Source organism: Hydrogenophaga sp. (assembly GCF_050250835.1).
GTDB lineage: Bacteria > Pseudomonadota > Gammaproteobacteria > Burkholderiales > Burkholderiaceae_C > Hydrogenophaga.
In genome coordinates this window covers 31,970-45,229 of sequence record NZ_JBFWNX010000002.1, presented here as the reverse complement: position 1 = coordinate 45,229, position 13,260 = coordinate 31,970, and the positions used below count along the sequence as shown (strand labels likewise).

Here is a 13,260-nt window from a genome sequence, read left to right as displayed (position 1 = left end):
CCGAACGGCTAAGCGGTTTCGGGTGTTTTGTGGGGCTGACCCAGCGAGCGCAGCACGTCTCGAACCATCTGGACCCGATCTTTCACCTCGGGCAGGGCGCGTTCAATGCGAAGCTTCTCGTTGCCAGCCAGCTTGATGTGACGGTTCTTCTGGATCAATTCGATGATTCGCATCGAATCGAACGGCGGGTTGGCGCGGAACGTGATCTGGATCACTCCGGGGGCGGCGTCCACCTTCACCACGCCATACGGCAAACTGATGCAGCGCAGTCGATGCACGTCGATCAATGTCTGCGCCTGCGGTGGCAGTTTGCCGAACCGGTCCACGATCTCTTCAAGCAGGGCATCCACCTGGTCGGTGTTCCTGGCGGTGGCGAGCTTCTTGTAGAACGACAGGCGCAGATGCACATCACCACAGTAGTCGCTGGGCAGCAGCGCAGGCGCGTGCAGGTTGATGTCGGTCGTGACCGACAGCGGCGAGAGCAGGTCGGGCTCGCGGCCGGCCTTGAGCGAGCGCACCGCTTCGCTCAACATCTCGTTGTAGAGCTGAAACCCCACTTCGAGCATGTTGCCGCTCTGGTTCTCACCCAGCACCTCGCCCGCTCCGCGAATCTCCAGATCGTGCATGGCCAGGTAGAAGCCGCTGCCGAGCTCCTCCATCTGCTGGATCGCGTCGAGTCGCTGTGAGGCTTGTTTGGTCAGGCCCTCGGTGTCGGGCACCATGAGGTAGGCGTAGGCTTGGTGGTGGCTGCGGCCCACGCGGCCGCGCAACTGGTGCAACTGGGCCAGGCCGAACTTGTCAGCGCGGCTCATGACGATGGTGTTGGCCGTGGGCACGTCGATGCCCGTTTCAATGATGGTCGAACACAGCAGCAAGTTGAACCGCTGGGCCACGAAGTCGCGCATCACGCGCTCCAGTTCTCGCTCGGGCATCTGGCCGTGCGCGATGGCAATGCGCGCCTCGGGCAGGATTTCCTCCAGCATCTGTCGGCGGTTCTCGATGGTTTCCACCTCGTTGTGCAGGAAATACACCTGCCCACCGCGCTTCAATTCTCGCAACACCGCCTCGCGAATCACACCATGGCCTTCGTTGCGCACGAAGGTCTTGATGGCCAGTCGGCGCTGCGGTGCGGTGGCGATTACCGAGAGATCGCGCAGCCCTTCGAGCGCCATGCCCAGCGTGCGCGGAATGGGCGTGGCGGTCAGCGTGAGCACATCCACCTCGGCGCGCAGCGCCTTCATCTGCTCTTTGTGGCGCACGCCGAAGCGGTGTTCTTCGTCGATGATGAGCAGGCCCAGGTCCTTGAACTTCACGCTCTCGCTGAGCAGCTTGTGCGTGCCGACCACGATGTCCACCGAGCCATCGGCCAGGCCTTTGGCCGCGGCGTTGATCTCCTTGGTGGAGCGAAAGCGGCTCATCTCGGCCACCTTCACCGGCCACTTCGAGAAGCGGTCGGAGAGGGTCTGGAAGTGCTGTTCGGCCAGCAACGTGGTGGGTGCGAGAAACGCCACCTGGCGACCGCCCGTCACCGCCACGAAGGCCGCGCGAAGTGCCACCTCGGTCTTGCCGAAGCCCACGTCGCCGCAGACCAGCCGGTCCATTGGACGCGGACTGATCATGTCCTGTATCACGGCGTGGATGGCAGCCCGCTGATCGGCCGTTTCCTCGAACCCGAAGTCGTTCGCAAACACCTCGTAGTCCTGTGCCGAGTAGCGGAAGGCGTGGCCCTGGCGCGCCGCCCGGCGGGCGTAGATGTTGAGCAATTCGGCAGCGGCGTCGCGCACCTGTTCGGCCGCCTTGCGCTTGGCCTTTTCCCACTGGCCGCTGCCCAGTTTGTGCAGCGGGGCTTCGTCGGCGCTCACGCCGGTGTAGCGGCCAATCAGCTGAAGCTGGCTCACCGGCACATAGAGCACGGCCTTGTCGGCGTACTCCAGGTGCAGGAACTCCTGGAGCGCTGGCGAGCCGTCGGGGTTCTTCTCCCCCATGTCCATGTTGACCAGGCCCCGGTAGCGGCCAATGCCGTGGGCGTTGTGCACCACCGGGTCGCCCACATTGAGTTCCGAGAGATCCTTGATCAGCGCATCGACATCGCTGACCTGTTCCTGCTTCCTGCGCCGGCGTGTGGTGGGGCCAGCGGCGAAGAGCTCGGTCTCGGTGACGAAGTCAATGCCTTCGTCGAGCCACGAGAAGCCCACCGTGAGCGCGGCGGTGGCCATGCCCGTCTTTTCGTCGCTCGCCTGGAACTCGGCGAGAGAATCGACCACTGGCGGGTTCAAGCCACTGGCGCGCAGGAAATCGAGCAGGCTCTCGCGTCGGCCATCGCTCTCGGCCAGCAGCAGCACGCGGTGCGTGGTGTTTCGAATGTGGCCTTGCAGTCGGGCGAGCGGATCTTCCGCGCCGCGCAGCACCGAGAGGTCGGGTAAGCCGTTGATTTCCGCGAATGCCGTTCGGGCTGAGCCTGTCGAAGCCTCCGCCGGCCGATCGTCCTGAGCCTGTCGAAGGGCAAGGTCAGGGCGAACGGATCTGAGAGCGAGCTGCGCGTGCTGGTTCGCGCGAACGTAAAACTGCTCTGCGTCCAGAAACAAGGCCTCTGGAGGCAGCACCGGTCGTTCCGGGTCTCCCTTTAAAAGGCGGTGGCGGTCCTTGGTGTCCTGCCAGAAACGCTGGAACGCGGGCTCGAGTTCACCGTGCAGCACCACGGTGGCATCGGCACCGAGGTAGTCGAACACGGTGGCGGTGTCATCGAAGAACAACGGCAGGTAGTACTCGATGCCGGCAGTGGCCACGCCGTTGCCGATGTCTTTGTAAATGCGGCTCTTGGTCGGGTCGCCTTCCAGCAACTCCCGCCAGCGGCTGCGAAAGCGTGCGCGCGCCGCGTCGTCCATGGGGAACTCACGGCCTGGCAACAGCCGCACTTCGGTCACCGGGTACAGGCTGCGCTGGCTGTCGGGATCGAAGGTGCGGATGCTGTCAATCTCGTCGTCAAACAGATCCACGCGGTAGGGCACCAGGCTGCCCATGGGAAAGAGGTCGATCAGCCCGCCGCGCACGGCGTACTCGCCCGGACTCACCACTTGCGTGACGTGCTGGTAGCCTGCCAGGGTCAGCTGGCCTTTCAGTCTGGCTTCATCGAGCTTCTGCCTGACCTTGAAGTGGAAGGTGTAGCCAGCCAGGAAAGCGGGCGGCGCGAGCCGGTACAACGCGGTCGTGGCGGGGACGAGCACCACATCGGCACCGGTGTCCTTGTCGCGCTGCGAGATGCGCCAGAGCGTGGCCAGGCGTTCACTGATCAGATCCTGATGGGGCGAGAAGGTGTCGTACGGCAGCGTTTCCCAATCGGGAAAGAGCGCGCAACGCAGGCCAGATGCGAAGAACGCCATTTCGTCGATCAGGCGCTGGGCGTCGTTGGCATCGGCCGTGACGATCGCGGTCAGCCGGCCAGCGGCCTTCTCGCGCGCAGCCAATCGGGCCAGCAGCAAGGCATCGGCCGAGCCACCTGGCAGGGGCAGGGTGTGGCGTTTGCCGGGAGATAGTTTGGGCAAGTCCATGGGGGGACGAAATGACGGGCAGGATGGGACTTGAAAGACCAGGAGGCTGAAGCGACCATGACGAACACCCCCGGCCTGAAGGACCGGGGGTGCGATGGCTGATTCTAGAATGCAGGCACACCATGCCCGATGCCCCGTCCCAATTGACCCCGTCCCCCGTACCCCGCTGCCATGCGTTGCTGCCCTGTGCGGGCAAGGGCTCCCGGGCCGGCACCGACCTTCCCAAGCAGTACCAGCCCATCGCCGGGCAGCCCATGGTGATGCACACGCTGTCCGCACTGCGGGCGGTGCCCCGCCTTGATCTGTGCGTGATGGTCGTTGCGCCGGATGACGCCTGGTGGACATCACAGCCTGTGGGAACCGCGCTGGCGCGTTGTGGCGGTGCGACCCGCGCCGAAAGTGTCTTCAATGGCCTGAAGTTTCTGCAGGAAAACGGCGCACATCCCGGCGATTGGGTGCTGGTGCATGACGCGGCGCGCTGCCTGGTCACCCCCGCTCAGGTGGAGGCGCTGATCGACGCGTGCTGGAACGACGAGGTGGGTGGCCTGCTGGCGTTGCCGTTGCCCGACACGCTCAAGGTCGAAGCCAGCGGACGCGTGGCGGCCACCATTGAACGTGGTGACAAGTGGCTGGCGCAGACGCCGCAGATGTTTCGCCTGGGCGCGCTTCACACGGCGTTGGCCGCCACCGAAGGCCGAAGCTTTGCCGGCGTGACCGACGAGGCCAGCGCCATGGAACAGGCGGGCCACCGCCCCTTGCTGGTGCGCGGCAGCGCACAGAACTTCAAGGTCACCTACGCCGAAGACTTCGCACTGGCAGAAGCCGTCCTCAGGAGCCGCCCATGAACACCAGCCTGCCCCCCTTTCGCATCGGAGAGGGCTGGGATGTGCACGCACTTGTTCCGGGCCGTCCCCTGATCATCGGCGGCGTCGCCATTCCGCACCACCTGGGCTTGCTCGGTCATTCCGATGCCGACGTGCTGCTGCACGCCATCACCGACGCCTTGCTGGGCGCTGCCGCTCTGGGCGATATCGGACGGCACTTCCCTGATACCGACGAGCGATTCAAGGGTGCCGATTCCAGCGTGCTTCTGGCCGAGGCCGCGAGGCGCGTGCGCGCGGCAGGGTTCGAGATTGGCAACGTGGACAGTACCGTGATTGCGCAGGCCCCGAAGCTCGCGCCGCACATCGGCGCCATGTGCGAGCGCATCGCCAGCGCCATGGGTCTGGCGCGGGGTCAGGTCAACGTCAAGGCCAAGACGGCCGAAAAGATCGGCCCGGTGGGCCAGGGCCTCAGCATGGAGGCGCGCGCCATCGTGCTGCTGATCAAGTCGGAGCCTTGACGAGTTTCATGTGGGCCGCGAGGCCGCCCGTGCTGCTGTTGGCCAGCGCGAAGCGACCACCCATGCGCGCAATGGCGCGGTCCACGATAGCCAGCCCCAGGCCGGTGCCTGTGGCTGCGGTGCGGGAGACGTCACCCCGAAAAAACGGCTGCGTCAGTTGTTCGATCTGGTCAGGATTGACGCCCTGGCCGTAGTCACGCAGCTTGATCAGCACGAAGTCGTCCTTGGCCTTGGCCGCAATCTCGACCCGCGTCACCCCGGTTTCGGGGTCTTTGCCGTAGCGCATGGCGTTTTCCAGCAGATTCGCAAAAACGCGCTGGAGCTCCACGGCATCGCCCATCACGATGGTGTGCAGAGGAATGTTCGTGGTAATGACGGTGTTGGGGTCCTGTCCCACCGAAAAAATTGCCGCGTCCACCACCTGGTTGAGGTTCACGCGTTCGGGCTTGATGTGATCCGGTCGCGCGTAGTCGAGGAACTTGTCGATGATGGCGTTGACCTGCTCGATGTCGGCCGCCATGTGCTCGCGCGCCTGCGGATCATCCACGCTCATCTCGGTTTCGAGCCGCAGGCGCGCCAGCGGCGTGCGCAGGTCGTGGGAGATGCCTGCCAGCATGAGGGCCCGGTCTTGCTCGATCTTGGAGAGTCGCTGCGCCATGCGGTTGAAGCCGATGTTGACCTCTCGAATCTCGCTGGTGGCCACGGTTTCGTTGAGCTGGCTCGCATTGAAGTCGCCTTCACGCACGCGGCTGGCGGCAAACGAGAGCTTCTTGAGCGGGCGGTTGATCAGCCGGGCGATGAGCGCCGCGCCGGTGAGCGAGAGCAGGGCGGCCGTGCCCAGCCAGATCAGCCAGGTGGTGCCCGCCACCGGCCCGATGCGCGAAGGGTCGGTGAGCAGCCAGTAGGGATCGTCGTCGATCGTGAAGCCGATCCACAGGCCAGGCGTGCCATTGACCTCGCGTGCCACCAGCGTGTCGGGCCCGAGGCGACCGCTGAGGCGCTGTGCCACGTTGCGGCTCAACGCATCGGTGTTGTAGAGGCGGAAGGTGTCGGTGGGCTCGCGCGGGGCGATGCGCAGGCCTTCCTCGCTGGCCAGCGTCTTGATCAGGGAGACGCGGGCGATCGCGTCCGAGTGGACCAACGCTGCGCGGCTGAGGTTGACCAGAGAGGCGAGCTGGTTGGCGCTCTGCAGCGCCCGCGGTTCATATTCAAGTGCCCGAAAGGTTTGCAGCCAGGCAACGATGCAGCCCACGAGCAGCAGCGCCAGAAAGAGGAAGGTGCGCCAGAACAGGCTCACGCCCCGGTTGGGGCGCAATTCGAGCGGAGCGGGCGCCGTTTCCAGCGAGGCCGGCTGGGTCTCGAAGGGAACGCGTGATTCGTCGGGCATCAGGCATTGCCGTCCGGCACGAAGACGTAGCCCACACCCCAGACCGTCTGCAGGTAGCGGGGCGAGGCGGCGTCCTCTTCAATGAGCTTGCGCAGTCGCGAAACCTGCACGTCCAGGCTGCGATCGAAAGGTTCGAATTCGCGGCCACGGGCCAATTGGGCCAGCTTCTCGCGCGAGAGCGGTTGGCGCGGGTGGCGAACCAGGGCCTTGAGCATGGCGAACTCGCCCGTGGTCAGCGGCAGGTCCACGCCGTCCTTGCGCAGCGTGCGCAGACTCAGGTCGAACTCGAAGGGGCCGAACTTCACCACTTCCTGGTCTTGCGACGGGGCACCCGGCACCTCGGTGGGCGGGCGACGGCGCAGCACTGCGTGGATGCGCGCCAGCAGTTCACGCGGATTGAAGGGTTTTCCAAGGTAGTCGTCGGCACCGACCTCCAGGCCCACGATGCGGTCCACGTCTTCGCTCTTGGCGGTGAGCATGATGATGGGGGTGCGGTCGCCGTTGGCGCGCAGGCGGCGGCAGATGGAGAGGCCGTCTTCGCCAGGCATCATCAGGTCAAGCACGATCAGGTCGACCGAATCGCGCTGCAAAACTCGGTTGAGCGCTTTGCCGTCCTCGGCCAGCATGACCTCGAAGCCTTCCTGCATCAGGTATCGGCGCAGCAAGTCGCGGATGCGGACGTCGTCGTCGACGACGAGAACCTTGTTGGGGCGGACACTGTTTTGTGGCATGGGAGCAACTTCCGAAATATGTAACAAACTCGATTGTGGCAGCGCCAAGTGGTTGTCAGCGCTTGAATTTTATTTTCCTGACACGCTGTTACAGATGTTGCCCGCGCTGGCAGCGACTTCACCGGGACCACATCACACAATCGGCAGGGTGTTCATACTTGAGCGGACCATGAAATCCATTCTGACGAGCGTATGTCTGTTGTCTGTCATCAGTCCTCTGATGGCGGGCCAGGACGGTCAGCGCGTGCATCCGGTGCCATCGGACGCGCCGCCGACGGTGTTGCCCATCTCGGTGGGTGACAGCAACGAGGCGCGTGGCCCCATGCGCCTTCGCGATGCGCTTCGCCAGCCCTTCGATGACGTGGACGACACCAGCAAGCCCTACCGCCTTTCGGTGGAAGAGCGCCAGCGTTTGCGCGAGCAGCTGCGTGACCAGCCTCCCTACGAGTTCCGCCTCAAGCCATGACATTGCCCCCGACCCGAACGCAGACCTTCACCTCCTACCTTTCTCGCTTGCTGCTTCTGGCCACCATGGCCCTGGGCTCGCTGGCCGCTGCAACGGCCCATGCACAGGGCGCGGCGCCCGTGCCGGCCAACGTGGTGAACATCTCGGCCAGTGGCTTCATGGAAGTGCCGCAGGACTGGCTGAACGTGAGCTTGAACACCACCCGCGAAGGACCCGACGCTGTCACCGTGCAGAACCAGCTCAAGCAGGCGCTTGAAGCTGCGCTGGTGGTCGCGCGAGGCAGCGCAAAGCCGCAGCAGCTGGACGTGCGGACCGGGCAGTTCAGCCTGCACCCGCGCTACGGGAGCAATGGCAAGATCAGCGGTTGGCAAGGCAGCACCGAGTTGGTGCTGGAGGGCCGAGATTTTGCACTGATCAGCGCCACCGCCGGCAGGATCCAGACGCTCACCATGGCCAATATGGGCTTCTCGCTTTCGCGAGAGGCTCGCCAGAAACTCGAGGCTGACGTCCAGGCTTTGGCGATCGAGCGCTTCAAGCAACGGGCCAGCGACGTTGCCAAGGGCTTCGGCTTTGCCGGCTACAGCTTGCGAGAAGTCGCCGTGAGTTCGACCGATCAGGAAGGCCGTCCGTTCCAGCCACGCGTGATGGCCATGGAAGCCAAGGCAGCCATGTCCGATGCCGCCGTGCCCGTGGAAGCGGGCAAAACCACCGTCAACGTGACGGTGTCGGGCTCCATTCAATTGAAGTGAACCGACTTCGCGCCTGAGATTGCCGACTCGGGCGTGGTTGCGTGAAGCGCGACCGGGCCGACGCCTCTATTGCGCGGCCCAGCCGCCGTCCATGTTCCAGGCCACGCCGCGCACATTGTTGCCAGCGGGGGAGCAGAAAAACACGGCGAGTTCGCCCAACTCTTCTGGCGTGGTGAACTGCATCGAGGGCTCCTTCTCTCCCAGCAGTTGCCTGGTGGCCTCCTCATTGGACAGGCCCTGGGCAGCAGCCTTCGCATCAACCTGCTTCTGCACCAGCGGCGTGAGCACCCAGCCGGGACAGATGGCGTTGCACGTCACGCCCGAGGCGGCGTTCTCCAGCGCGGTGACCTTGGTCAGTCCCAGAATGCCGTGTTTGGCGGCCACATAGGCCGACTTCTCGGCCGAACCCACCAGCCCGTGTACCGAGGCCACGTTGATGATGCGGCCCCAGTTGGCCTTTTGCATGGCGGGCAAGGCCAGGCGACTGGCCAGGAAGGCGCTGCTGAGGTTGATGGCGATGATGGCGTCCCAGCGGTCAATGGGGAAGTTCTCCACACGGGCAACGTGCTGGATCCCGGCGTTGTTGACCAGGATGTCCACCTGGCCGAACGTGCTGGCAGCGAAGGCCATCATGGCTTCGATCTCCGCCGGCTTGCTCATGTCGGCACCGTGATAGGCCACCTTCGCGCCGAGCGCGGCAATCTCCGCCTTCGGGCCTTCGATGTCGCCGAATCCGTTGAGGATGATGTTCGCGCCCTGACGGGCGAGCGACTTGGCGATACCCAGCCCGATGCCGCTGGTGGAGCCGGTGACGAGGGCGGTCTTGTTGGCAAGCATGGGGTTCTCCAGTTCCATTACGATTGGTTGAAAAGCGCTTGAAGCATTATCACGGAGGCCTTCGGCCACCTCACCCCATGCAAGAACCATCCCTGCAACATCTCAACGTCGGCGCACCCGCTGGCCAGAACGGCGCGCCGCGCCGCATGGCCTACTGGGACTGGCCTTGCACCTCGGGGAGCACGGCACATGTGGTGATCTGTGTGCACGGACTGGCGCGCCAGGGCCGCGATTTCGACACCCTGGCCCGGACCCTGACGGAACGCGCGCGGGTCCTTGCGGTGGATGTGGCCGGTCGTGGCCACAGCGACTGGCTGGCCGATCCCATGGGCTACCAGGTGGCCACGTACGCCGCCGATCTGGTGGCCTTGGTGACGACCTTGCGTGCAGAAAAACGCGAGCTGGTGATCGACTGGGTGGGTACCAGCATGGGGGGACTGATCGGCATGGTGCTAGCGGCGCAGCCTTCGCTGGCCATTCGCCGGCTGGTGCTCAACGACGTGGGTCCGGTGGTTCAGTGGGAGGCTTTGCAGCGCATCGGCACCTATCTGGGGCGCAACCCGTCCTTCGAGAGCGAACAGGCCGCCATCGACTACCTGGTGTCGATCTCAGCCACCTTCGGGCCCCACACGCCCGAACAGTGGCGCGCGCTATCGCTCCCGATGTTGAGGGAGCGAGCGGACCGATGGTGGTTGCATTACGACCCCGCGCTGGCACTGCCCGTGAAGGCCCTGGTCGACATGCCTGACCAGGAGCAGGCGCGCCAAGCGGTGCGCGATGGAGAAGCTGCGCTCTGGGGCATGTACGACGCGATCACGGCGCGCACCCTGTTGTTGCGCGGAGAGCTGTCCGATTTGCTGACCCAGGCCACCGCGAACGAGATGGCACGGCGCGGCCCCAGAGCAGAGTGCGTGGCGTTCGAAGGCGTGGGGCATGCACCTACGCTGATGGCGCCCGATCAGGTGGCGGCCGTCCGGTCGTTCCTGTGGTCGGATTGAGGGCGGATTCCCGGGACGGTCATGAAGCGATCTGCAGCGTTTATCTCAGGTGAGGCACAAGATGCACCCGCCGTACCGGTGGTGCCCTCGGCCATCGTGGCCGCCACCTCCGACAGCCTGCCCAGGCAGGCGCAGGCGCTGACTCGAGCGCGCGCCTTTGCGGAGCCCCTGATCGCCAGTGAGCACCTCGATACTGGTGAAAACATCCTGGACCACGCCGATGCAGTGGCGGGCGTGCTCAACGACATCGGTGGCTCGGAGGCCATGCAGGCGGCCGCCTATCTGGTCTACGCCTGTCAGCACCTGAACCGACCGCAGGAGGTGATTGCCAAAGCCTTTGGCGAAAACTTCGCGGCGCTGGCCGTGGAGACCACCAAACTGGTTCAGTTGCAGCGCCAGGCGCGTTTGAAGCACGCCGAGGTGCAGGCCAAGAAAGAAGTGGAGCGCCTGGCCGCGCAGGAGCAAGACCTGCCCGTCACCGCACCAGGCAAAGCCCTGGTATCCGAACTGGCGGCTAGCCAGACGGAAAACGTTCGCAAGATGTTGCTGGCCTTCTCGCGGGACCTGCGCGTGGTCATGCTGCGCCTGGCTTCGCGCTTGCAGACTCTGCGCTATTTCGCGGCCTGCAAAGGCGAGCCCGGCGATGCCCTGGCCAGCGAGTCGCTGCATGTGTTCGCGCCGCTGGCCAACCGCCTGGGCATCTGGCAGATCAAATGGGAAATGGAAGACCTGGCGTTTCGCTTCCTCGAGCCCCAGACCTACAAACAGGTGGCGCGCCTCCTGGACGAGAAGCGCGCCGAGCGCGAAGCCCACGTGGAGCAGGTGAGGCAGCGCCTTGAAGAAGATCTGCACGGCCAGGGGGTGCAGGCTTCCGTGCAAGGACGCCCCAAGCACATCTACAGCATCGTCAAGAAGATGCGTGGCAAGTCGCTCGACTTTGAGCAGGTGTTCGACATCCGGGCTTTGCGCGTGATCGTTCCCGAGGTGGCCGACTGTTATGCCGCACTGGCACTCGTGCACGCGAAGTTCTCACCGCTGCCTGACGAGTTTGATGACTACATCGCCAAGCCCAAGGCCAATGGCTATCAGTCCTTGCACACGGTGGTGCGTGACGAGCAGGGCAAAGCTTTCGAGATCCAGATTCGCACCCAGGCCATGCACGACCACGCCGAGCATGGCGTTGCAGCGCATTGGGCCTATAAGGAAGCAGGCGCCAAAGGGTATGCAGGCGTGTCGGCCAGCACGGAGTACGACGCCAAGATCGCGGTTCTGCGCCAATTGCTGGCCTGGGAGCGCGACCTGAGCGGCGCTGCGCAAGGACTTTTCGACGACCGCATTTACGTGTTGACACCCGACGCGGCCATCGTGGAGTTGCCCCAGGGTGCCACGGCCGTGGACTTTGCCTACAGCGTTCACACCGACCTGGGCCACCGTTGCCGGGGCGCGCGGGTGGATGGCGCCATGGTCACGCTCAACACGCCGCTGCAAAACGGTCAGACGGTGGAGATCACCGCCGCCAAGGAGGGCGGACCTTCGCGCGACTGGCTCAACGCCGAACTGGGCTATCTGGTCAGCCACCGCGCCAAGAGCAAGGTGCGCGCCTGGTTCAATGCGCAGGCCATGGAGGAAACCGTCGCACGGGGGCGCGAGGCGGTCGAAAAGTTGCTGCAGCGGGAGGGCAAGACCGCGCTCAAGTTCGACGATCTCGCCACGTCGCTGGGCCTGGCGTCCGCGCAGGAATTGTTCGAACAGGTCGGCAAGGATGAACTCTCGCTTCGCGCCATCGAGACGCATCTGCGCCCCCCCGAGCCGGAAGCACCCTCGGAGGTGCCGGCATGGCTGAGAAAGCCGCGCAAGCCGGCGGGACAGACGGGAGGTGGCGTGCTGGTGGTGGGCGTGGAGTCGCTCATGACCCAGCTTGCCCGGTGCTGCAAACCTGCGCCTCCCGACGAGATCGGCGGATTTGTCACCCGGGGCAAGGGCGTAAGCATCCACCGCAGCGACTGCAGCGACTTTGCCCACCTGCAGCGAAAAAATCCCGATCGTGTGATCGAGGTGCAGTGGGGTGGCCAGGGTGGTGGTCGTGACGCGCAAACGTCCGTCTATCCCGTCGACGTGGCCATCGAGGCGCTCGATCGCCAAGGCCTGCTGCGTGACATTTCCGACGTTTTCGCGCGCGAGAAAATGAATGTGATCGGCGTCCAGACCCAGTCGGTCAAGGGCATCGCCTGGATGACCTTCACCATTGAGGTGCCCGACGCCCGGCAGGTGGCGCGTGCGATGTCGGTGGTGGGGGATGTGGCCGGTGTACGCGTGGTCCGACGCAAATAGCCAGGACGAACTGCTATACTGCGAGGCTTCGAATCGTTTGTAGGCGCGTAGCTCAGCTGGTTAGAGCACCACCTTGACATGGTGGGGGTCGTTGGTTCGAGTCCAATCGCGCCTACCAATCCGATTCGTTTCTCTCGATGAAGAGAAACCTCCGAAATGCCTGGCAGCCCCGCCGGGCTTTTTTTTTGCCCGGCCTGTGCCTGAGGCACAGGGAAAACCCATCCTCGCCATGGCAATCGGGTTTTTTAGAATGTGCCGTATCCTCCGGTACAGACGGTGGGCGACCCTGCCCGCGTATTCCAGAAAGTCCTTCAGTGCAAAAAACCAAGGCCGACAGTGGCGGTGAGCGAACTCCCGCCGTGCGCGTGATCAAGAAGTACCCGAACCGGCGTCTGTACGACACTGACACGTCGTCGTACATCACGCTGGCCGAGGTGAAGGCGCTGGTCATGGACAACGAGCCCTTCGTCGTGCGCGACGCCAAGACCAACGACGACCTCACCCGAAGCATCCTGCTTCAGATCATCCTGGAGGAAGAGACGGCGGGCGTGCCGATCTTCACCGAGCAGGTGCTGGCCAACATCATCCGTTTCTATGGGCACGCCATGCAGGACTTCATGGGCTCCTACCTGGAGAAGAACGTGCAGATCTTCATGGACCTGCAACACAAGATGACCGAGCAGTCCACCGGCGTCAATCCAGAGGCCTGGAAGCAGTTCATGAACGTGCAATCACCCATGATGCAGGGCATGATGGGCACCTACCTTGAACAATCCCGCAACGCTTTCACGCAGATGCAGGAGCAGATGCAGAAGAACAGCGAGCAGATGCTGGCGGCGCTGGGACTCAAGCGTTAGCCCCCCGCGCGTCG

General features: G+C 64.3%; 11 protein-coding genes and 1 tRNA gene. 8 read left to right on the top strand and 4 right to left on the bottom strand.

Annotation, left to right across the window (positions count from 1 at the left end):
- Positions 1 to 8 precede the first annotated feature (8 nt).
- The gene (mfd, locus tag AB7F11_RS03350) at positions 9 to 3,548 is read right to left on the bottom strand and encodes a transcription-repair coupling factor (protein WP_428290805.1); all 3,540 of its coding nucleotides are present in this window, start codon (positions 3,546 to 3,548) and stop codon (positions 9 to 11) included.
- A 122-nt stretch (positions 3,549 to 3,670) separates the two neighbouring features.
- Between mfd and ispD the strand changes: the two genes are divergently transcribed.
- On the top strand, positions 3,671 to 4,393 hold the full coding sequence (ispD, locus tag AB7F11_RS03345; RefSeq protein WP_428290804.1) for a 2-C-methyl-D-erythritol 4-phosphate cytidylyltransferase: 723 nt from the start codon (positions 3,671 to 3,673) through the stop codon (positions 4,391 to 4,393).
- Positions 4,390 to 4,890: a 2-C-methyl-D-erythritol 2,4-cyclodiphosphate synthase gene (gene ispF, locus AB7F11_RS03340; RefSeq protein ID WP_428290803.1), complete on the top strand. Its 501-nt coding sequence runs from the start codon at positions 4,390 to 4,392 to the stop codon at positions 4,888 to 4,890. The genes ispD and ispF overlap by 4 nt, the downstream gene beginning before the upstream one ends.
- Here the strand turns inward: ispF and AB7F11_RS03335 are convergent.
- Complete coding sequence (locus AB7F11_RS03335; RefSeq protein WP_428290802.1) at positions 4,874 to 6,277, bottom strand: ATP-binding protein; 1,404 nt, start codon at positions 6,275 to 6,277, stop codon at positions 4,874 to 4,876. The two genes, ispF and AB7F11_RS03335, sit on opposite strands and share 17 nt — an antisense overlap.
- Positions 6,277 to 7,008 (bottom strand): two-component system response regulator OmpR, encoded by a 732-nt coding sequence (gene ompR / locus AB7F11_RS03330; RefSeq protein WP_428290801.1) that lies wholly within the window; start codon positions 7,006 to 7,008, stop codon positions 6,277 to 6,279. Before ompR ends, AB7F11_RS03335 begins: the two co-directional genes overlap by 1 nt.
- Before the next feature lie 169 nt (positions 7,009 to 7,177).
- On the opposite strand from ompR, the gene AB7F11_RS03325 reads away from it, so the two are divergent.
- The gene (locus AB7F11_RS03325; protein WP_428290800.1) at positions 7,178 to 7,474 is read left to right on the top strand and encodes a hypothetical protein; all 297 of its coding nucleotides are present in this window, start codon (positions 7,178 to 7,180) and stop codon (positions 7,472 to 7,474) included.
- Positions 7,471 to 8,223, top strand: coding sequence for an SIMPL domain-containing protein (locus AB7F11_RS03320; RefSeq protein ID WP_428290799.1), 753 nt, complete (start codon positions 7,471 to 7,473; stop codon positions 8,221 to 8,223). The genes AB7F11_RS03325 and AB7F11_RS03320 overlap by 4 nt, the downstream gene beginning before the upstream one ends.
- 66 nt (positions 8,224 to 8,289) lie before the next feature.
- Here AB7F11_RS03320 and AB7F11_RS03315 read toward each other — a convergent pair whose 3' ends face one another.
- Entirely contained in the window at positions 8,290 to 9,060 is a 771-nt protein-coding gene (locus tag AB7F11_RS03315; protein WP_428290798.1) for a 3-hydroxybutyrate dehydrogenase, read from the bottom strand.
- A 77-nt stretch (positions 9,061 to 9,137) separates the two neighbouring features.
- Here AB7F11_RS03315 and AB7F11_RS03310 point away from each other — a divergent pair, with 77 nt between their 5' ends.
- From AB7F11_RS03310 to phaR, 4 genes are all read left to right on the top strand, one after another.
- Positions 9,138 to 10,058 (top strand): alpha/beta fold hydrolase, encoded by a 921-nt coding sequence (locus tag AB7F11_RS03310; protein WP_428290797.1) that lies wholly within the window; start codon positions 9,138 to 9,140, stop codon positions 10,056 to 10,058.
- A gap of 21 nt (positions 10,059 to 10,079) precedes the next feature.
- Complete coding sequence (locus tag AB7F11_RS03305; RefSeq protein WP_428290796.1) at positions 10,080 to 12,389, top strand: RelA/SpoT family protein; 2,310 nt, start codon at positions 10,080 to 10,082, stop codon at positions 12,387 to 12,389.
- Between the two features lie 41 nt (positions 12,390 to 12,430).
- Positions 12,431 to 12,507: transfer RNA gene (locus AB7F11_RS03300), tRNA-Val, on the top strand.
- 196 nt (positions 12,508 to 12,703) lie between these two features.
- Positions 12,704 to 13,246 carry a polyhydroxyalkanoate synthesis repressor PhaR gene (gene phaR, locus AB7F11_RS03295; protein WP_428290795.1) on the top strand — a complete coding sequence of 181 codons (543 nt, stop codon included), beginning with the start codon at positions 12,704 to 12,706 and terminating at the stop codon, positions 13,244 to 13,246.
- Positions 13,247 to 13,260: the final 14 nt, after the last annotated feature.